Source organism: Corynebacterium lipophiloflavum DSM 44291 (assembly GCF_000159635.1).
Lineage (GTDB): Bacteria > Actinomycetota > Actinomycetes > Mycobacteriales > Mycobacteriaceae > Corynebacterium > Corynebacterium lipophiloflavum.
In genome coordinates this window covers 594,485-612,965 of record NZ_GG667192.1, presented here as the reverse complement: position 1 = coordinate 612,965, position 18,481 = coordinate 594,485, and the positions used below count along the sequence as shown (strand labels likewise).

At 66.0% G+C, this 18,481-nt stretch carries 20 protein-coding genes; 1 reads left to right on the top strand and 19 read right to left on the bottom strand.

What is annotated here, in order from left to right; genetic code table 11:
• Positions 1 to 6: 6 nt before the first annotated feature.
• The 4 genes from carA to pyrR are packed head-to-tail and all read right to left on the bottom strand — an operon-like array spanning position 7 to position 3,943.
• Positions 7 to 1,158, bottom strand: a complete 1,152-nt coding sequence (gene carA, locus HMPREF0298_RS06045; protein WP_006840240.1) for a glutamine-hydrolyzing carbamoyl-phosphate synthase small subunit — start codon at positions 1,156 to 1,158, stop codon at positions 7 to 9.
• 18 nt (positions 1,159 to 1,176) lie between these two features.
• A complete protein-coding gene (locus HMPREF0298_RS06040) occupies positions 1,177 to 2,460 on the bottom strand; it encodes a dihydroorotase (RefSeq protein WP_006840239.1) in 1,284 nt (427 codons plus the stop codon).
• The gene (locus HMPREF0298_RS06035) at positions 2,457 to 3,380 is read right to left on the bottom strand and encodes an aspartate carbamoyltransferase catalytic subunit (RefSeq protein WP_006840238.1); all 924 of its coding nucleotides are present in this window, start codon (positions 3,378 to 3,380) and stop codon (positions 2,457 to 2,459) included. The genes HMPREF0298_RS06040 and HMPREF0298_RS06035 overlap by 4 nt, the downstream gene beginning before the upstream one ends.
• Positions 3,377 to 3,943, bottom strand: a complete 567-nt coding sequence (gene pyrR, locus HMPREF0298_RS06030; protein WP_006840237.1) for a bifunctional pyr operon transcriptional regulator/uracil phosphoribosyltransferase PyrR — start codon at positions 3,941 to 3,943, stop codon at positions 3,377 to 3,379. The genes HMPREF0298_RS06035 and pyrR overlap by 4 nt, the downstream gene beginning before the upstream one ends.
• 202 nt (positions 3,944 to 4,145) lie before the next feature.
• Between pyrR and HMPREF0298_RS06025 the strand changes: the two genes are divergently transcribed.
• Positions 4,146 to 5,480, top strand: a complete 1,335-nt coding sequence (locus HMPREF0298_RS06025; RefSeq protein ID WP_006840236.1) for a TIGR01777 family oxidoreductase — start codon at positions 4,146 to 4,148, stop codon at positions 5,478 to 5,480.
• 437 nt (positions 5,481 to 5,917) lie between these two features.
• Here the strand turns inward: HMPREF0298_RS06025 and HMPREF0298_RS06020 are convergent, their stop codons facing one another.
• From HMPREF0298_RS06020 to ruvX, 15 genes are all read right to left on the bottom strand, one after another.
• On the bottom strand, positions 5,918 to 6,676 hold the full coding sequence (locus HMPREF0298_RS06020) for an ATP-binding cassette domain-containing protein (RefSeq protein ID WP_006840235.1): 759 nt from the start codon (positions 6,674 to 6,676) through the stop codon (positions 5,918 to 5,920).
• A gap of 7 nt (positions 6,677 to 6,683) precedes the next feature.
• Positions 6,684 to 7,730 carry an ABC transporter permease gene (locus HMPREF0298_RS06015; protein ID WP_006840234.1) on the bottom strand — a complete coding sequence of 349 codons (1,047 nt, stop codon included), beginning with the start codon at positions 7,728 to 7,730 and terminating at the stop codon, positions 6,684 to 6,686.
• Positions 7,727 to 8,722 (bottom strand): sugar ABC transporter substrate-binding protein, encoded by a 996-nt coding sequence (locus HMPREF0298_RS06010; protein WP_483459004.1) that lies wholly within the window; start codon positions 8,720 to 8,722, stop codon positions 7,727 to 7,729. The genes HMPREF0298_RS06015 and HMPREF0298_RS06010 overlap by 4 nt, the downstream gene beginning before the upstream one ends.
• A gap of 424 nt (positions 8,723 to 9,146) precedes the next feature.
• Positions 9,147 to 9,998 (bottom strand): PPK2 family polyphosphate kinase, encoded by an 852-nt coding sequence (locus HMPREF0298_RS06000; protein ID WP_006840231.1) that lies wholly within the window; start codon positions 9,996 to 9,998, stop codon positions 9,147 to 9,149.
• A 13-nt stretch (positions 9,999 to 10,011) separates the two neighbouring features.
• Positions 10,012 to 10,578 carry a transcription antitermination factor NusB gene (nusB, locus tag HMPREF0298_RS05995; RefSeq protein ID WP_006840230.1) on the bottom strand — a complete coding sequence of 189 codons (567 nt, stop codon included), beginning with the start codon at positions 10,576 to 10,578 and terminating at the stop codon, positions 10,012 to 10,014.
• A complete protein-coding gene (gene efp, locus HMPREF0298_RS05990; protein ID WP_006840229.1) occupies positions 10,578 to 11,141 on the bottom strand; it encodes an elongation factor P in 564 nt (187 codons plus the stop codon). The genes nusB and efp overlap by 1 nt, the downstream gene beginning before the upstream one ends.
• A gap of 69 nt (positions 11,142 to 11,210) precedes the next feature.
• Positions 11,211 to 12,302 carry an aminopeptidase P family protein gene (locus tag HMPREF0298_RS05985; RefSeq protein WP_006840228.1) on the bottom strand — a complete coding sequence of 364 codons (1,092 nt, stop codon included), beginning with the start codon at positions 12,300 to 12,302 and terminating at the stop codon, positions 11,211 to 11,213.
• A complete protein-coding gene (aroQ, locus tag HMPREF0298_RS05980; protein ID WP_006840227.1) occupies positions 12,289 to 12,735 on the bottom strand; it encodes a type II 3-dehydroquinate dehydratase in 447 nt (148 codons plus the stop codon). Before aroQ ends, HMPREF0298_RS05985 begins: the two co-directional genes overlap by 14 nt.
• Positions 12,732 to 13,781, bottom strand: a complete 1,050-nt coding sequence (aroB, locus tag HMPREF0298_RS05975; RefSeq protein ID WP_006840226.1) for a 3-dehydroquinate synthase — start codon at positions 13,779 to 13,781, stop codon at positions 12,732 to 12,734. Before aroB ends, aroQ begins: the two co-directional genes overlap by 4 nt.
• Before the next feature lie 13 nt (positions 13,782 to 13,794).
• On the bottom strand, positions 13,795 to 14,349 hold the full coding sequence (locus tag HMPREF0298_RS05970; protein WP_050758320.1) for a shikimate kinase: 555 nt from the start codon (positions 14,347 to 14,349) through the stop codon (positions 13,795 to 13,797).
• The gene (gene aroC, locus HMPREF0298_RS05965) at positions 14,342 to 15,568 is read right to left on the bottom strand and encodes a chorismate synthase (RefSeq protein WP_040422750.1); all 1,227 of its coding nucleotides are present in this window, start codon (positions 15,566 to 15,568) and stop codon (positions 14,342 to 14,344) included. The genes HMPREF0298_RS05970 and aroC overlap by 8 nt, the downstream gene beginning before the upstream one ends.
• 13 nt (positions 15,569 to 15,581) lie before the next feature.
• Positions 15,582 to 15,986, bottom strand: coding sequence for a prepilin peptidase (locus HMPREF0298_RS05960; protein ID WP_006840223.1), 405 nt, complete (start codon positions 15,984 to 15,986; stop codon positions 15,582 to 15,584).
• Positions 15,987 to 16,013: 27 nt separating this feature from the next.
• Positions 16,014 to 16,823: a shikimate dehydrogenase gene (locus tag HMPREF0298_RS05955; protein WP_006840222.1), complete on the bottom strand. Its 810-nt coding sequence runs from the start codon at positions 16,821 to 16,823 to the stop codon at positions 16,014 to 16,016.
• The gene (gene mltG, locus HMPREF0298_RS05950; protein ID WP_006840221.1) at positions 16,823 to 17,971 is read right to left on the bottom strand and encodes an endolytic transglycosylase MltG; all 1,149 of its coding nucleotides are present in this window, start codon (positions 17,969 to 17,971) and stop codon (positions 16,823 to 16,825) included. The genes HMPREF0298_RS05955 and mltG overlap by 1 nt, the downstream gene beginning before the upstream one ends.
• A complete protein-coding gene (ruvX, locus tag HMPREF0298_RS05945; protein ID WP_006840220.1) occupies positions 17,968 to 18,462 on the bottom strand; it encodes a Holliday junction resolvase RuvX in 495 nt (164 codons plus the stop codon). Before ruvX ends, mltG begins: the two co-directional genes overlap by 4 nt.
• Positions 18,463 to 18,481: the final 19 nt, after the last annotated feature.

Genomic DNA, 18,481 nt, shown 5'->3' with positions numbered 1-18,481 from the left:
TCCTGGTTACTTCTTGTTGGGGCTGTGGTTGTCCATCAGATCGATGAACTGGTCAAACAGCGGGTTGGCGTCGTGGGGGCCTGCGGCGGATTCCGGGTGGTACTGCACCGAGTACGCCATGCCGCTTTCCAGGGCGACGCCCTCGACGGAGCCGTCGTTGAGACAGGTGTGGGTCACCAGCGCGGGGCCGAAGTCGGTGTCGAAGCTCTCCCCCGGACCCACCGGCGCCTCAAGCACGAAGCCGTGGTTCTGGCTGGTGATGTCGATCTTGCCGGTGACGTGGTTTTTGACCGGCACGTTGATGCCGCGGTGGCCGAACTTCATCTTGGTGGTGGAAAGCCCGAGCGCGCGCCCCAAGATCTGGTTGCCGAAGCAGATGCCGAACAGCGGCACGCCGGCGGAGATGACGTCGCGGGTGGCCTCCACCATGGCGTCGGCGGTCGCGGGGTCGCCCGGGCCGTTGGAGATGAAAACACCGTCGGGGTTGTACTTGGTGATGTCGCGGTACGGGGTGTTGGCGGGCACGACGATGGTCTCGATGCCGCGGTCGGCGAAGTGGCCCGGGGTGGCGGACTTGATGCCCATGTCGTAGGCGACGACGGTGTAGCGCTTCTCACCCTTGGCGGCGACGGTGTAGGGCTCGTCGGTGGAGACCTCGTCGGCGAGGTCGGCGCCGGCCATCGAGGGCTGCTCGTTAACTCGCGCGACGAGCGTATCGACGTCCGCGCGCGCGGCATCGCCGGTGAAGATTCCAGCGGCGATCGAACCGTAGATGCGCAGGTGGCGCACCACGGTGCGCGTGTCCACCCCGTAGATGCCCGCGACGGACTGCGAGGTCATTTCCTCTTCCAGGCTGCGCTCGGCGCGCCAGTTGGAAACACGCTTGGCCAGGTCGCGGATGACCAGGCCGGCGACCCAGATTTGGTTGCCGTGCGACTCGTTGTCCTCGTCGTTCCACCCGGTGTTGCCGATCTGCGGGGCGGTCATCACCACGATTTGGCGGTGGTACGACGGGTCGGTCATGGTTTCCTGGTACCCGGTCATCGCGGTGGTGAAGACCGCCTCGCCGAAGACCTCCCCGGATGCGCCGAAAGAGTAACCCCGGAAGATGTGGCCGTCGCCGAGCACGAGGACGGCTGGGATGCGTTCGTTTGTCATGGTAAAAGTCCTTAGCTCTCAGTTGCTCTCGATGCTCGAGTGGGTAACGGTGCCGCGCAGCAGCGTCAGCTCGACGCGCGCTGCGAAGTCCATGCCCTCGTAGGGGGTGTTGGACGCCTTGGAGGCCATCTCCGTCCCGCGGGCTGTCCACGCTGCCGAAGGGTTGACCAGCGCGAGGTTGGCGGGTTCGCCGACCGCAATCGGCCTGCCCTGGTCGGCGAGTTTGAGGATCTGCGCAGGGCGCTCGCTCATCACCTTGGCCACGAAGCGCCAATCGGCCAGCCCGGGCTCGACGAAGACCTGGGAGATGACGGCAAGCGAGGTCTCCAAGCCGAGCATGCCGGGCTTGGCGTGCTCGAACTCCACGCACTTGTCCTCGCTGCCGTGCGGCGCGTGGTCGGTGGCGACGACGTCGACGGTGCCGTCGAAAAGCGCCTCGCGCAGCGCGTGCGTGTCGCGCACCTCTCGCAGCGGCGGGTTCACGCGGAAGTTTCCGTCGTAGGTTTCAAGCTTCTCGTCGGTCATCAGCAGGTGGTGCGGGGTGACCTCGGCGGTGACGTTGATGCCCTGGGCTTTGGCCCAGCGCAGAAGCTCGACGGTGCCTTCGGTCGAGGCGTGGCAGATGTGCAGGCGCCCGCCGTAGTCGCGGGTCATGATCGCGTCGCGTGCCACGATGGACTCTTCCGCCACCCGCGGCCAGCCGCGCAGGCCGAGCCGTGCGCCCGTCTCACCCTCGTGAGCGCAGGCACCCTCGGTCATCCTGTGGTCCTCCGCGTGCTGGGCGAGGAGCACGTCGTAGGCCTTGGCGTACTCGATGGCGCGGCGCATCAGCTGCGGGTCGTTGACGCACTTGCCGTCGTCGGAGAACATGCGCACGTGCGAGCGGCTCATCAGCCCGATTTCGGTGAGCTGCTCGCCGCGAAGCCCCTGCGTGATCGACCCGACCGGGTATACATCGCAGGTGCCGTGGGCTTGGCCCTTGTCCCACACGGCGTCGGCGAGGAAGGGCTGATCAATCACGGGGTTGGTGTTGGCCATGGTGAACACTGCGGTAAACCCGCCGCGCGCCGCCGCGTCCGAACCGGTCGCGATGGTTTCAGTGTCCTCGCGCCCGGGCTCACGCAGGTGCACGTGCATGTCGACGAGCCCCGGCAGCAAAACCTTGCCCGCGCAGTCGTAGGTGGCATCGGCTGCGCTGACGTCCACGTCGGCGCCGAGCTGCGCGATCACGCCGTTTTCGATGAGGATGTTGACCTTGTCCTCGCCGTAGGGTCGGGCGTCTAACAGTGCGAGTGTCGTCATAGGTTTTCCTCTCCTGCCAGCAGCGTAAACAGCACCGCCATGCGGGTGTAGACGCCGTTGGTCACCTGGTCGAGAACCACGGCGTTGTCGCGCTCGGCGACGCCGAAGTTAATTTCCATCCCGCGCAGCATCGGGCCCGGGTGCATGATGATCGCGGAGTCTTTCATCGCCGCAGCGCGCGCCGCGGAGAGCCCGAACAGGGTCGCGTACTCGCGCGGCGTCGGGAAAAAACCGCCGTTCATCCGCTCCGCCTGGACGCGCAGCATCATCACCACGTCGGCGTCGGCAAGCTCGGCGTCGAAGTCGCTGCTCACGCGGGCGGGCCACGTGTCGACGCCCGCGGGAAGCAGAGTCGGCGGAGCGACGAGCACCACCTCGGCGCCGAGGATCGACAGCAGGTCGACGTTCGAACGCGCCACGCGAGAGTGCAGCACGTCGCCGACGACCAACACCTTGCGGCCTTTGACGTCGCCGATGTGTTGGCGCATCGTCACGGCGTCGAGAAGCGCCTGCGTGGGGTGCTGGTGCTGGCCGTCGCCGGCGTTGATGATGGACGTTGCCGGCAACCACTGGGTCAGCAGGTGCGGGGCACCGGAGGCGGGGTGGCGGATGATGATCGCGTCCGCTCCCACCGCCTCAACGGTCAGTGCCGTGTCCTTGAGGGATTCGCCCTTCTTCACCGAGGAGGACGATGCCGAGAGGTTGATTACATCGGCGCTCATCCACTTGCCCGCCGTCTCGAAGGATGATCGCGTGCGGGTGGAGTTTTCGTAGAAGAGCGTGAAAATCGTGCGCCCGCGAAGTGTGGGCAGCTTTTTCATCTCGCGGCCGTGCAGGGCTTCTTTAAAGCGGTCGGCCTCGTCCATGATGCCGACGATCTCGTCGCGGGAGAGGTCCTTGATGTCAATGAGGTGCTTCACTGCTTTTCCTCCCTGCTCAGAGTCACCGCGTCGGAGGCGTCGATTGGGGTCAGCGTGACGCGCACGTCCTCGCTTCTCGCCGTCGGAATGTTCTTGCCCACGTAGTCCGCGCGAATCGGCAGCTCTCTATGTCCGCGATCGACCAGCACAGCGAGCTGGATCGCCGCCGGGCGGCCGTTGTCGGCGATGGCGTCGAGTGCGGCGCGGATTGTGCGGCCGGAGAACAAGACGTCATCGACAAGGATGACGACGCCTCCGTTGATTTCGCCCGGAATGGACGTCGGCAGCAGCGCGCGGTGCGGGCGGTTGCGCAGGTCGTCGCGGTACAGCGTGACGTCTAGGCTACCCACCGGAATGGTGGTGCCGGAAAATTCCTCGACGGCTGCCGCGATACGCTCGGCCAGCGGGACGCCCCCGGATGGGATGCCGAGCAGCATAACGTTGGACGTGTCCGCGCCAATGGCGTTTTTCTCGATGATCTGGTGCGCAATGCGTGCGATCGTGCGCGCCACGTCGGAAGCGTTTAACAGCTCCGTCGCCGCGCGCGAATCTTTCTCGCTCACCGGACCTCCTTCCCCGCCTCTCTGTGCGGAATTTAAAGGATGCCGAACTTTAGGTTGTAAGTCTTCCGAGACCTGTCGCAATGCTACCAGTACCACCGCGGTTCGTTGCTAGTCACGGCGTCGGCCCTGCTGCAGCGGCCCGGAAGTGTCTACGTTGGTGTGCACACACCCTTGTCACCCGACGCTCGATCCGAGGCCCCTTATGAGCTTGAACGCTTCCCACCACGTCCCCGCACTACGCGAGCAAGTCTGGCAGTGGCACACGCGCCCCGGTGCGGTGGTGCGGCTTACTCCCCCGTTTTTGCCCATGCGACCTATCGAGCAGGCTCGCTCGCTTGCCGACGGCACCACCACCTTCGCCCTGCCAGCCCGCCAGCGCTGGGTGGCCAAGCACGTTGACACCGGCTACCGCGAGGGTGCCCAGTTCCAGGACACCGTGGTCAACCAGCCATTACGCACCACCACGCAGTGGGTGCACACCCACAGCTTCGCCGACGCCGGGGACGGCGCCACGACCGTGACTGACGACATTGACACCCGCGTGCCCCGGTTCCTGCTGGAAAAGGCGGTGGCCTACCGCCAGCATCAGCTCATCGCGGACTTTAAGTTCCTGTCCACCCTGCCCGACACCGCCCCGCTGACCGTCGCCATGACAGGGGCCAGCGGCCTTGTCGGCACCGCGTTGGCGGCGCAACTGGGTACCGCGGGGCATACGGTGGTTGCGCTGTCACGCAGCCGCGGTGAGGGTGCCGGGACGCGTCATTGGGACGTCGATAAGCCCGCGGCTAACCTGCTTTCCGGTGTTGACGCGGTGATTCACCTCGCCGGCGAGTCAATCATGGGGCGCTTTACGGAGAAGAAGAAGCGCGCGATCCTCGAATCCCGAGTCGGGCCGACGGAGAAGCTGGCGCGGCTGGCCGCGGACAGCGGGGTCAGCACGTTCGTGAGCGCCTCCGCCGTGGGCTACTACGGCTCGGACGCCGGGGGTTACGAGCACGACGAGAGTGCTCCGCGCGGCACCGGCTTCCTCGCCGAGGTGTGCGAGCAGTGGGAACGGGCCTCGCGTGTCGACGGCCTCCGCACCGTCAACATCCGCACCGGCCTGGCACTCTCCGGCGCGGGCGGGCTCCTCCCCGTGATGCGGCTGTCCGCCTCCACCGGCGCCGGCGCCCGCTTCGGCCAGGGCGAAAACTGGATGAGCTGGATTGCGCTCGACGACCTCACCGACATCTACGTGCGCTCGCTTATCGACGCCCGCTTAAGCGGCCCCGTCAACGCCACCGCGCCGCACCCGGTCACCAACGCCGAGTTCTCCGCCACTCTCACCGACATTCTGCGCCGTCCCGACATAGTGTCAATCCCGAAGTTCGGGCCCGCCGTCTTGCTCGGGCGCGAGGGTGCCGACGAGCTGGCGCTGGCAAGCCAGCGCGTCGTTCCCCGCGCCGCCACGGAGGCCGGGGCCGACTTTCGCTACCCCACGCTCGAGACCGCGCTCGCACACGAGCTCGGGCGGGAATCACTGGTGGACCAGGCCTGATGGATCGTGTGGAGGTTGGTGCGTGGGCGGTACTGTCGCGCGCTGGGGTGTCCGCGATGTGGGGGCGCCAGGTTTGGAGCGCGGCGTTTACAGTCCGCAATGCGGAGTCCCCACGACTTGAAGCGCGACCCGCAGAGTCCGCCATGCGGAGTCGCCGCAAACCAAGTCACGCCCCAAGTCGGCCCACTCAGTCCGCAATGCGGACTCACTACCAGCCAGGCTTCACCCTAAACTCGCCCGCCAAGTCCGCAATGCGGAGCCCCCCCCGGTTTGGAGCGCGGCGTTTACAATCCGCAATGCGGAGTCCCCACGACTTGAAGCGCGACCCGCAGAGTCCGCCATGCGGAGTCCCCGGGTTCAGAGCAATACGTTCAGAGTCCGCAATGCGGACTCGCCCAGACCCCGCAGCCACCTCAAACGCGGCAGCGGCTACAGCCCTACCGCTCCAGCTCGTGGCTTAATGCAGCGAGCTCTTCACCGCCGGCCATCTGCGCGGTGAGCTCCTCGAGTGTGATGTCGGCGCGCTCGGCGTTAAGCTCCTGGCGCCCCAGCTTCAAAATGGTGAAGCGGTCGCCCACCAGGTAGGCGTGGTGCGGATTGTGGGTCACCAGCACCACCGCCACCCCGCGCTCGCGGGCCGCGGCGACAAAGCGCAGCACCATGCCCGACTGCTTCACCCCCAGCGCGGCCGTCGGCTCGTCGAGGATGACAACGCGGGCGCCGAAGTGGATCGCGCGGGCGATGGCGAGGACCTGGCGCTGGCCGCCCGAGAGGTTGCCGGCCTCGACGTCGACGTCGGGAATGTTGATGCCCATCTCGCGCAGGGCGTCGTCGCAACGCGCGCGCATCTCGTCCTGCTTCAAGGTGCCAAGCATGCCGCTGTTCTCGTTGCCGAGGAAGAAGTTGCGCCACACGCTCAAGCTGTCGACGATCGCGAGGTTCTGGTACACGGTCGCGATGCCGTGGTTGATTGCGTCGCGCGGGGAGGAAAACGTGGTGGGGGTGCCGTCGAGAAGCATCTGGCCCGAGGTGGGTTGATGCAGCCCAGAAAGAATCTTGATGAGAGTCGATTTGCCCGCTCCGTTGTCACCGAGCACGCACAACACTTCGCCCTGATCAATTTCGAGGTTGACCCCGCGCAGGGCATCAAAGGCTCCGTAGGACTTGGTCACGTCCTCGAGCTGGATAATCGCCATGTCTTACCTACCTCGAATCCGTGTACCGAGCGAAGGCGGTGTTGGTGAACACCGCGAACAACAGCATCGCGCCGAGGAAGAACTTGAACCAGTCCGGGTTCCACCCAGCGTAAACAATGCCCTGGTTAGTCAGGCCGAAGATGAGCGCGCCGATAGCAGTGCCGATTGCGGTACCGCGGCCGCCGTTCATCGAACAGCCACCGATGACCGCCGCGATGATGTAGAGAAACTCGTTGCCCACGCCCTGGCCCGCCTGGATGGAGTCGAAGGCGAACAGGGTGTGCATGCCGACGAACCACGCGGCGAAAGCGACCGTCATGAACAGGATGATCTTCACCCTCGCAACAGGCACACCGGAGGCGCGCGCGGCCTCCTGGTTGCCGCCGACCGCGAAGATCCAGTTGCCAAACGTCGTCCTAAACAGTACGAACGACGCGATAGCGACGAACAGCAGCCACCACACGACGGTGATGCGGATGCTCACCCCACCGATGGAAAAGGAGCTAGCGAACACCGCCCGAGCCGAATCAAAACCCGCCATGTTGGAAATGCTCGGGGTGGCAACCTGGCCGGTCACCAGCTTGGTCACCGCCAGGTTCAGGCCCTGGAGCATGAGGAACGCAGCGAGGGTGATCAGGAAGCTGGGGATGCCCGTGCGCGTGACAAGCACGCCGTTGAGAGCACCGATGGCCAGCGAGATGCCCAGCGCAATGACCGCGCCGACCCACACGTTGAGGTGCAGGTTGTAGTTGAGCATCGTCGCCGCCAGCGCCGCGGTGGTCACCGCCACGCCGCTGGACAGGTCGAACTCGTCGCCGATCATCAGCAGGCCGACGGCCAGCGCAACAATGCCGAGCGTGGAGCTGGCGTACAGGATCGTGGCTACCGCGTCGAGTGAGCGAAACGCGGGTGCGACGAACATGAACAGCGCGAACACCAACGCCAGGCCCAGCAAGCTGGCCAGCTCGGGGCGGCGGATCAGGGCACTGACGCCGGAGTGGCGCCGGAGTCTGTCCTCGTCAGAGGCAGAGGCAGCCGTGGTTGCGGTACTCATCGCATGCCAGCCTTCGCGGCCTCCGCAATCTTGTCCACGTTGCTCGCATCGACGAAGCTGGGCCCGGTGTAGACGGGCTGGCCTCCGCCGATGGTGCCGCCGTTACGCTTGGCCAGCCAGAGCGAGTCCACGGCGAGGTAGCCCTGCAGGTAGGGCTGCTGATCGACGGCCCACTTAATGCGCCCGTCTGAGATAGCGTCGACAAGCTCGGCGTTTGTGTCGAAGGTCGCGATTTCCGCGTCCGAGCCAGCGGCTTTCACTGCGTCAATCGCGCGCATCGCCACCGGGGCCTGGAGGCCGAAGACAGTATCAATCGTGGGGTCCTGCGCAAGCTTGGACTGCATCGTGGCCTGCGCCGAGACGAGGTCCTGGCCGTTGACGTAGAGCAACTCCACTGTCCCGAAGTCGCCGAGTCCCTCCTGCACACCGGCGCAGCGCGCCTCCTGCGAAGAGTTGCCCTGCTCGTGGATGACGCACAATACGTTTTTCGCGCCCTCGTCCTTCAGGCGCTCACCCGCGGCGGTGCCGGCGACCGACTCGTCCTGGCCGAAGAAACCGCTCAGCCCGTAGTCCGCGTACTCGTTCATGCCGGCGTTGAGCCCGACGGTGGGAATGCCCGCCTCGACGGCGCGCTGCGCGGCCGGGCCGATGGCCTCGGCGTTGGGCAGGGTCACGGCGATGCCGTCCACGCCGGCGTCGATCGCAGACTGCACCAGGTTCGCCTGGTTGGGCGCCTGCGGGTCGGAGGAGTAGCGCAGCTCGATGTTGTCCTTCGCCGCCGCATCCTCCGCGCCCTTGCGCACGAGGTCCCAGAACGTGTCGCCGGGGGCGCCGTGGGAGACCATCGCGACAACGTAGCGAGGGGTATCCACGCCGCCGGCTGTTTCACCGCCAGCGGAGCTCTCCGGCGCACCACCGGTGGACGAGCACGACGCCAAAACGGCGGCTGCAGAAACGGTAACGAGAGCGGCAAAAAGTTTTCGAGTATTTATCACCCCAACATAGTGGCCGAGCGCATCTGTCCTAGTCAAATGGGGTTTTTCTTCTTGAATCGATCAAGATCGCTTGACCTGCGCAGTCACTAACCCTTTTCGCCCTAGGCAAAGTAAAGAAAAACGGCAAAGGTCATAATCGGCCACGCGAACAGTGTGAGAATGAGCGCGGGGTAGAGAAGCCAGTCGCGTCTGCTCACTGCGGTTGCTAGGCCGTACACCACGGTGACTGCAAGAAGGACCACGTACAGATACCACGACAGATTGGGATTGTGGGGGCTGTTATACGGAGTTACCACCCACACCGCAATAATCAGAAGCCACGCTACAGGCCGCCGCGATACCGTCTCCTGCGACATTCAGACCTCTTCTTCGCGGCGCGTTTCCATCACCGAGAACTTTAGCGGACCCGAGACCGCGACCCCTAGGAATGCGCGAGCCTCTCCAGCTCCACCTCGGGGTCGAAATCGGCCTCCGGCCACGACAGGCCAAGCGATTTCAGCGCGTCGTACATCAGGGTCTTGACCACGGTGCGGCAGTAGTCCTTGTTGTCGGACGGGATGCAGTACCAGGGCGCTGCGTCGGTGGAGGTGCGGGTCAGCGCGATCTGGTAGGCGGCCATGTACTGCGACCACAGGCGGCGATCATCGATGTCGCCTGGGTTGTACTTCCAGTGCTTCTCCTCATTTAGGATGCGCTCGCGCAGGTTCTCCTCCTGGAACTCGCGCGAAATGTGCGGCATGACCTTGATGATCTCCACGCCGCGCGCGGCCAGCTCGCTCTCCCACTCGACGATCGCGCCGTAGCGGCGCTCAATCTCCTCCGGCGGTGCCATCTGCTTCACGCGCTGCACCAGCACGTCCTCGTAGTGGGAGCGGTCAAACACCGCCACCATGCCAGGCTCCGGCACGTGCGGCTCGAAGCGCCACAGGAAATCGTGGGCGCGCTCCTCCTCGGTCGGCGGGCCGAACGCGTGGACGCGCACGCCTTGCAGGTCCATCGTGGAACCCACAACGTGCTTGATCAGCCCGCCCTTGCCCGAGGTGTCCATGCCCTGCAGGATCAAAAGGACGCTGCCCGCATCGCTGTTGCCCGCGCGGGCGTTGGCGAAGAGCATCTCTTGCAGGTCTTCGAGCTCGTCGTCGAAGGTATCGAAAGCCTTGTCCACCTTCTTATCGCTGTCGAGCCCCGGGGTCGCGGTCGGGTCGACGTCGGCAAGCTGGAAGTTCTCATCGACGCGGAATTGCTGCGCTTCCTCTACAGAAATCCTGGCCATGGTTTGTCCTTACTTAAGCCTTGTGCGGTTCGTCGCGCTCGATGTCCAGCGCGCGGGGCTCGGCAATCGGCGCCTCGGCGACGATCTCGCCGAGCACGTCGCTGCGCTCAGGCGACTGCTCGGCGGGCGGTGCGGACTCGGGCACGGGGAGCGTCTTGACGACGTCGTCGAGCACGGCATGGATGTACGGCGGTGCCGCGTGGCCCGCGTACTCCTCCGCCATCCCCAGCGCGTTGGAGATCGCGATTGGGGCGGCGACGTCGTCGTTGAAGAGGATCTCCCAGGCGGCGACACGCAGAATCTGCCTGTCAACGGCCGGCAGGCGACCCAACTCCCAATCCTGGGAGAGGAACTGCTCGACGGCGTCGTCGATGTCGTCAAGCTTTTCGGCAACCCCGGTGATGATCTCGCGGGTGTACTCCGCAATCGGCGCGACCGCGTTCTGCGGGTCCTGGGCCAGCTCGATGCGGTCCTCGACCACCGCGACGGGGTCGATGTCGCGCGTCTCGGCCTCGAAGAGGATATCCACGGCTCGGCGGCGCGCCCGGTACCGCGCGCCGCGGCGCTTGTAATCAGTCATTACTGGTTCACGCGCGAGAGGTACTCGCCCGTGCGCGTATCCACCTTGACCACGTTGCCGGTCTCCAAAAACAGCGGGACCTGGATCTCCGCACCGGTTTCCAGCGTCGCGGGCTTGGTGCCGCCCGTGGAGCGGTCGCCCTGCAGGCCCGGCTCGGTGTGCTCGATCTTCAGGTCGACCGAGATCGGCAGCTCCGCGAACAGTGCCTCGCCCTCGTGGAAGGACACCTGCACGCGCATGTTCTCCAGCAGGAAGCGCGACGCCTCGCCGAACTTGTCCTCCGGCAGCTCGTACTGCTCGTAGGTCTTGTCGTCCATGACAACGTAGCTGGTGCCGTCGTTGTACAGGTACGTCATGTCGCGGCGGTCCACCGTCGCGGTCTCCACCTTCACGCCGGCGTTCCAGGTCTTGTCCACGGTCTTGCCGGAGACGACATCCTTGAGCTTGGTGCGCACGAATGCGGGGCCCTTGCCCGGCTTGACGTGCTGGAACTCAATGATCTGCTGCAGCTTGTTATCAACCTTGAGCACAAGACCGTTTTTGAAATCGGCGGTAGTTGCCACGTGACGTGCCTTTCCTAGTGGTCGGGAGTGGTATGCAAACACGACAATGCTACACCACCGGCGGGGGACTTAAACAATGGTCAGCGCCTTGTCCCACTCGGTAATGACTTGCGGCGCGCCGGAGGTGATGATCAGCGTGTCCTCGATGCGTACCCCGCCCTTGCCGGGGACGTAGATGCCGGGCTCGATGGTCAGCAGCATGTTCTCCTCCAGCACGCCCTTGCCGGTCGGCGCGGCGGCGGGAGCCTCGTGGACCTCTAGACCGATGCCGTGGCCGGTGGAGTGGGTGAAGTAGTCGCCGTAACCCGCGTCCTCGATGATCTCGCGCGCCGCCTTGTCGACGTCGACAAGCGCCGTTCCCGGAGTCGCCGCATTGATGCCGGCGAGCTGGGCGCGCAGCACGATGTCGTAGATTTCGCGGGCGAAGTCTGTGGCGTGGCCGACGACGAAGGTGCGCGTCATGTCCGAGTTGAACCCGTGACGGTGCATTCCGAAGTCGATGGTGACCAGGTCGCCGTCGGCAAGCGTGCGCTCGCCGGCGCTGTAGTGCGGCATGGCGGAGTTCGGCCCGGAGGCGACAATCGTGTCGAAACTGGGCCGCTCGGCGCCGAGCAGGCGCATGCGGTACTCGAGGTCGGCGGCGATGTCGCGCTCGGTGCGACCGGCGGCGAGTTCACCGGACTCGACGAGACCCGTCAGCGCCTGAGCCGCGAGCTGCGCGGCCTCGGTCAGACCGCGCAACTCGACTCCGTCCTTGATCAGCCTGATCTGTTCGATCACCCCGCGCACGGGCACGAGTGTCACGCCCTCGGGGCACGCCTTGGTGAGACGATCGAGCATGGCGACGGAGACGTAGTCCGCCTCGAACCCCACGCGGCGGCCCTCCGGCACACCGGACAGCAGCGCCTCGGCGCAGTGGCGGGTGATCGTCGCCTCGATGTCCGGGACCTCGGCCGCGACCTGGGTGGTGTAGCGACCGTCGGTGGAGATCTCAGCTGAGAGGTCCTTGGAAATCTTCAGCGCGGCGTTGGAGCCGGAAAAACCCGCGAGGTAGCGAACGTTGACCAGGTTGGTCACCAGCATCACGTCGACACGCTGCGCGGCGAGCATACTCGCCAGTTTTCGGCGGCGGGTGGCGAAGCGGGTATCAGCAAGCGGCATGGTTCCTCCTGACAAGGTAATCGAGCGCGAGATCGTAACCGGTCGTGCCCAACCCCGCGATCACCCCGATGGCGAGCGGCGAGAGGTACGAGTGGTGGCGGAACTCCTCGCGGGAGTGGACGTTCGAGATATGGACTTCGATGAAGCCCGCGCCGTCGGCGACCTCGGCCAGCGCGTCGCGAAGCGCAACCGAGGTGTGCGTCAAGCCCCCCGGGTTGATAATGACCGGCCAGCCGCCGTCAGCGGCCTCGTGCACCCAGTCGATGAGCGCACCCTCGTGGTTGCTCTGGCGGCACTCTAGCTCCACGCCGCGCTCGGCGGCGGTGCGGCCAAGCCGCGTCACGACGTCCTCAAGTGTCTCGGAGCCGTACACGTCCGGCTGGCGCTTGCCCAACCGATTCAGGTTGGGCCCGTTGAGCACTAAAACCTTCATGAGATAGCAGAATACGCTTCGCGCATCTCCTCGACGGTTGAATCCTCGATTCGGGTGCACGAACCCAGAGAATCGAGCACGACGAAGCGCACCCGGCCGTCGCGGTTCTTCTTATCGCGCGTCATCGCCTCATACAGTTCGTCGAACGCGCCCGCCTCGTAGGTTGTGGGCAAGCAGATGCGTTCGAGGATGTTTCGGTGCATCTCCACGATGTCGTCGCCGATCAGCCCCCTGTTGCGCGCGAGGTGGGCGACGAACATCATTCCGACGGCCACGGCGTTGCCGTGGCGCCACGTGTAGTTTTCGCGCAGCTCAATCGCGTGGCCGAGGGTGTGGCCGTAATTGAGTATCTCGCGCAGGCCCGATTCCTTCAGGTCCTGGCTGACCACGGACGCCTTGACGGCCACCGAGCGCTCCACCAGCTCCGCGTAGTGGGCCTGGGGGTCGTCCATGTACAGCTCCAGGATCCGCGGATCCGCGATAAACCCGGTCTTAATCAGCTCCGCCGAGCCGGAGATGAGCTCCTCTTCCGGCAGCGTGATGAGCCGCTCAAGGTCGATAAACACCGAGTCCGGCTCGTGGAAGCTGCCCACGAGGTTCTTGCCCGCAGCGGTGTTGATCCCGGTCTTGCCCCCGACGGCGGCGTCGACCATGCCGAGCAGCGACGTAGGCACCTGAATGACCTTGATCCCGCGCATCCACGTCGCCGCCACGAAACCGGCCAGATCGGTCGCGGCGCCGCCGCCGACGCCGACAACGACGTCCTGGCGCGAAAACTTCTTCTCCCCCAACAGTGCCCACAGCCCGGAAAGAACCTCCATGGTTTTGCCGTCTTCGGCATCCGGCACGGGCGCCAGGATGCACTCGACGTTGGCGGACTCCACAGCCCGGCAGATCTCGCGCGCCACGGCCGCCAGCGGCACCTGGTGGACGATGAGCACTTTGCGCGCGCCGATCGCACCCACGCGCTCGGCGACCCCGGCGAGGTTGCTATGGCCGATGTGAACCTTGTACGGGGAAGGCCCGTTGACCTCGACTACTGCCATGTTTTCTGCTCCTTCACAGGGAATCGATGATTCCCAATACCTCGGCCACCACGCGCTGCGGCGGCCGATCGTCTGTGCGCACTCGGTGGCTGGCGACCTGACGGTACAGGTGCTCGCGCGAGGCCAGCAGGTCCCGGTAGTGCTGCGCCGGGTCGGCCGCGTTCAGCACCGGGCGCGATGTCTCGTTGGCGGTGCGGCGGATCCCTTCTTCCGCGCTGACATCGATCCACACCACAGTGTGGGCCTTCAGCAGCGTGCGGGTGGCGTCGTTAAGCACTGCTCCCCCGCCGAGGCTGACCACCCCGCCGGTCGCGAGCGCTGTGGCGACGTAACCGGCCTCGAGCTCGCGGAAGCTCTTCTCGCCGTGCTCGAGGTAGACCTCGCCGCAGGCCTTGCCCTCCCCCTGCTCGATCAGCTCGTCGGAGTCCACCAGCGGCAAGTTCAGAGCGCTCGCTAGACGACGCCCAATCGTCGACTTTCCGGCGCCCGGCGGCCCCACCAACACCACGCGCGGGCGCGAGTGCACCACTGCAGCCGCCGCAGCTACAGCGCTTTGCGGATCATTCATCCGAACCTCCAATACCCGGGAAAGCCAGACGCTTCGAAACATAGTCATTGTACGAGACAACGTTGGCTTTGACCTCCGAAAGACTGTCGCCGCCGAACTTCTCGGTCACAGCGCGCGCGAGCACGAGCGCCACCATCGCCTCGGCGACAACTCCCCCCGCGGGTACGGCGCAGACATCGGAGCGCTGGTGGATGCCCGTCGCCGCCTCGCCGGTCGCCATGTCGACGGTGCGCAGAGCGCGCGGCACCGTGGAGATCGGCTTCATCGCAGCGCGCACCCGCAGCTGCTCGCCGTTGGTCATGCCCCCTTCTAGCCCGCCGGCGCGGTTTGTCAGGCGGCGCACCCCGTCGTCGTCGCGGACCATCTCGTCGTGGGCCACGGAACCCCGGCGGCGCGCCTCCTCGAAACCGTCGCCGACCTCGACGCCCTTGACCGACTGGATGCCCATCAGCGCCGCGGCGAGCTGTGCGTCTAAGCGCGCGTCGCCCGAGATGTGGGAACCCAGGCCGATCGGCAGGCCGTCGACGGCGACCTCCACGATGCCGCCGAGGGTGTCGCCGTCCTTCTTCGCCGCCTCAATGCGCGCCACCATGTCTTCCTCGGCGGCCTTGTCGAATGCGCGCACGGGCGAGGCGTCGACGGCCTCAATGTCGGCGGGCGTGGGCGCGGGTCCGGTGTACGGCGCGGACTCCCCGATGGAGATGACGTGGGAGACGATTCCCACGCCGAGGACCTCGCGCAGGAACGAGCGCGCGACGGCACCCGCGGCGACGCGCGCCGCCGTCTCCCGCGCCGAGGAGCGCTCGAGGATCGGACGCGCGTGCGCGTGGCGGTACTTAACCATGCCTGCGAAGTCCGCGTGGCCGGGACGCGGCCTGGTCAGCTGCGCACCGCGGCCCGAGCTCATCGCTTTGGCCACTTCGGGGTCATCCATGTCCACCGGCTCCGGGGACATAATCGTCGTCCACTTCGGCCACTCGGTGTTGCCGATCTGGATGGCGATCGGGCTGCCGATGCTCAGCCCGTGCACCACACCCGTGAGAAGGGTCAGCTCATCGGCTTCAAACTTCATGCGTGCCCCGCGGCCGTAACCAAGCCGGCGGCGCGCGAGCTGATGGCCGATCTCCTCCTTGGTCACGGGCACGCCGGCAGGCATGTTCTCGATCATGGCGACAAGCGCCTGGCCATGGGATTCCCCAGCTGTGGTCCAACGAAGCATGCGCAACATTGTGTCACAGGTCGCCTTGCGCCAGCGCATATAGGCCTACCAGCCAGGCCGCCGCGAGCATCGACGGCCCGTGAGCGAGGCGGCGCCTGCGCGTTATACCCGCCGCGACCAGCGTAAACAGGCTCGCGGCCAGGAGCGCGGCGAGCACTGCGCCGACACCCGCGAGCAGTGCGCAGGCCACGCCCAGCGGGACCGCCAGTTTCACATCCCCTCCACCCACGCCGGGCCCGGCAACGAGGTACGCAGACGGCCAGAGCAAACCCCACAGCGCGCACGGGTTCACCCAGCACGCGCCCAAGGCAACAATCACACCCGGCAGCGTCAGCCAATCCGGCAGGCGCAGCCTCGTATGATCGAAATACGCCAACGCCACGCTCCACCCCAGCGCCGCGGCCCCCCACAACAACATGGGGCTAACGCTAGAGCATCGCTCGGCCTAGCGCCCGTGGTGGAAAAGTGCCTCGCGCATCGCCTCACGCGGCGCGGCAACGCCGGTGAACTGCTCGAACTGGCTGAAAGACTGCTCGGCAAGCATGACCAGCCCGCCCACTGACGTGTACCCGTTGGCCGCCGCGGCCGTCGCCAGCGGCGTGGGCCACGGCTTGTAAATCACGTCCACCACGGGCGCATGCGCGAGCCGCCCCGCGTAGTCCGTCAACACGTGCGCGGGGACCGTGGAGACGATCACGTCCGCCTCGACCGCGAGCGCGGTGATGTCCGCATCAAAGGAGGCGAAGCGCACCTCAGCGTCCCTGACCAACGGGCGCACCTCGGCGCTGCGGTCGCTGCGGTTGAGCACCGTCAGGTGCCGCACTCCCCGTTCACCGAGCGCCCACAGCGCCGGGCGCGCCGTCCCGCCGGCGCCGATGACCAGCGAGGAGGCAATCGGGGCATCGCCAAGCAGGGCGGAAAGCGCACCAACGATGCCCTCGCAGTCGGTGTTGTCCGCGCGCCACCCACCGTCGATACGCGTGAGCGTGTTGGCCGAGCCGATCGCCGCTGCGCGCTGCGTGGCCTCGGTGGCGAACTCGAGAGCGGCGAACTTCGCCGGCATCGTCACCGAGAAGCCGCGAAACGACTCGTCCGCACCACCGACGATGGCCGGCAGCTCATCGGCTGTGCATTCAATGCGCGAGTACTGCCAATCATCAAGACCCGCCGCGGCATAGCCGGCGTTGTGCAGAACCGGCGACAGCGAGTGCTCGATCGGCGAGCCGAGCACGGCCGCGCGATGGTTGACGTCCATTAGCGCTGCGAATCCAAAATGCCGGACTCATACGCGCGCTGCGTGTCCTCGAGGTGCTGCTCGAAGGTGTCGTTGAACACCGTCGTGCCGTCGGAGTCGATGGTGACGAAGAACAGCCAGTTGCCCTCGGCGGGGTTCTCCATCGCGGTGATCGCCTCCAGCGAGGGCGAAGCGATCGGGGTCTCCGGCAGGCCGTCCATCGCGTAGGTGTTCCACGGGGTGACGCGCTGGCGCGCCGAATCGCCCGTGGCGACCTCGACCGTGGGCAGGTCGTAATTGACGGTGGAGTCGAACTCCAGACGCATCGGCGCTGCCAGCCGATTGAGGATCACGCGCGCGACCTTGTCAAACTCGCCCGCCGGAGCCTCACGCTCGACCAACGACGCCGCAATAAGCAGCTCGTAGGGGGTCAGGCCAATCGACTCCGCGCGAGAGACGATGTCGGTGGAGTCGTACAGGTCCGCCGAGCGGGAAATCAGGTCGGTGAGGATTGTCTCGGCGTCGGCGCCCGGATCGATGATGTACTCTCCAGGGGCGACCAGACCCTCGAGGCGCTTCGGGTCACCGGCGCGCGCGGTGACTGTTTCGACGGCCCACTCAGGCACACCGAGGTCAGCGGGGTTCGTGTTCGCCGCGACCTGCTGGAGCTTCTCGACGGTCACACAGTCCTGCGTCGGAGTGTCCCCGCACGAAACCTGCTGGATCTGCGAGTAGATCCCCTGGCGGGTTTGCCCGCCGACGACGTTGATGTCCATCAGCGTCGCCCCGCCGTTGACCTGCAGTGGTGTGATCCTGTTCGCCGGGTCGAGCAGGGCGGCTACTGCTGCCTCAGCGCTCATGCCCGACTGCAGGCGGTAGAAACCGGGCTGGATGTTGTGGGACTCCGGGTGCGCCATCGCCGCGGATTGGAACGCGGAGTTCGACTTCACAACCCCCTTCTCCTCCAGCTGGGGCCCGAGCGCGGACACACTCGATCCCTCGGCGATCTCCACGACCTGCTCTTCACCGGTTCCTTCGCCCTGGAAGTCCCCGCCGCCGGCCGAGCGCGCCAGGCCGATCCACGCGATAAGGCCCACGATGAGCAAAATGGATGCGACGATGACGGCTACGCCGAGGGTGCGCTGCCGGGCGATTCGTCCAGTTGTCATGGGTGAGTCTCCTTGAGAGTAGTTAGTCGGCCATCGAGCCACGATTGCAAGATCTCCACCGCCGCAGCTTGGTCGATCACCTTGCGGCCCGCTTTCGCGCTGACCCCGGACGCGCGAAGCGCGTGCGTGGCGGCCACAGTGGTGAGGCGCTCGTCGCCCATCCTCACCGGGACGCCGCAACGTGCGCGAAGGCGCGCCGCAATGTCTTCGGCGTGCTTGACGCTTTTCGAACCGTTGCCCTTGAGGTCACGGGGCAGACCGACGACGACCTCGACGGCCCCGTAAAAACCAATCAGCTCAACGAGGCGGTCGACGTCCGCCCCGTCGTCATCTCCGAAATTAGTCACACGGTCCACGGTTTCAACGGGCATAGCCAGGCGTGCGTCGCGGTCGGAGACGGCGACACCGATGCGAACGGTCCCGACATCGAGCCCGATGCGTCGGCCGTTGCCCGGGTCATCCACCCCTGGTGTGTCGGGGAGCACCTTCATAGCCTGTCCTCGCTCGTGA

Coding starts and splice junctions, on each gene's coding strand:
- carA (WP_006840240.1), bottom strand. CDS start 1,158: ATGACAAACGAACGCATCCCAGCCGTCCTCGTGCTCGGCGACGGCCAC.
- HMPREF0298_RS06040 (WP_006840239.1), bottom strand. CDS start 2,460: ATGACGACACTCGCACTGTTAGACGCCCGACCCTACGGCGAGGACAAG.
- HMPREF0298_RS06025 (WP_006840236.1), top strand. CDS start 4,146: ATGAGCTTGAACGCTTCCCACCACGTCCCCGCACTACGCGAGCAAGTC.
- HMPREF0298_RS06020 (WP_006840235.1), bottom strand. CDS start 6,676: ATGGCGATTATCCAGCTCGAGGACGTGACCAAGTCCTACGGAGCCTTT.
- HMPREF0298_RS06015 (WP_006840234.1), bottom strand. CDS start 7,730: ATGAGTACCGCAACCACGGCTGCCTCTGCCTCTGACGAGGACAGACTC.
- HMPREF0298_RS06000 (WP_006840231.1), bottom strand. CDS start 9,998: ATGGCCAGGATTTCTGTAGAGGAAGCGCAGCAATTCCGCGTCGATGAG.
- nusB (WP_006840230.1), bottom strand. CDS start 10,578: ATGACTGATTACAAGCGCCGCGGCGCGCGGTACCGGGCGCGCCGCCGA.
- HMPREF0298_RS05985 (WP_006840228.1), bottom strand. CDS start 12,302: ATGCCGCTTGCTGATACCCGCTTCGCCACCCGCCGCCGAAAACTGGCG.
- aroQ (WP_006840227.1), bottom strand. CDS start 12,735: ATGAAGGTTTTAGTGCTCAACGGGCCCAACCTGAATCGGTTGGGCAAG.
- aroB (WP_006840226.1), bottom strand. CDS start 13,781: ATGGCAGTAGTCGAGGTCAACGGGCCTTCCCCGTACAAGGTTCACATC.
- HMPREF0298_RS05970 (WP_050758320.1), bottom strand. CDS start 14,349: ATGAATGATCCGCAAAGCGCTGTAGCTGCGGCGGCTGCAGTGGTGCAC.
- aroC (WP_040422750.1), bottom strand. CDS start 15,568: ATGCTTCGTTGGACCACAGCTGGGGAATCCCATGGCCAGGCGCTTGTC.
- HMPREF0298_RS05960 (WP_006840223.1), bottom strand. CDS start 15,986: ATGTTGTTGTGGGGGGCCGCGGCGCTGGGGTGGAGCGTGGCGTTGGCG.
- HMPREF0298_RS05955 (WP_006840222.1), bottom strand. CDS start 16,823: ATGGACGTCAACCATCGCGCGGCCGTGCTCGGCTCGCCGATCGAGCAC.
- mltG (WP_006840221.1), bottom strand. CDS start 17,971: ATGACAACTGGACGAATCGCCCGGCAGCGCACCCTCGGCGTAGCCGTC.
- ruvX (WP_006840220.1), bottom strand. CDS start 18,462: ATGAAGGTGCTCCCCGACACACCAGGGGTGGATGACCCGGGCAACGGC.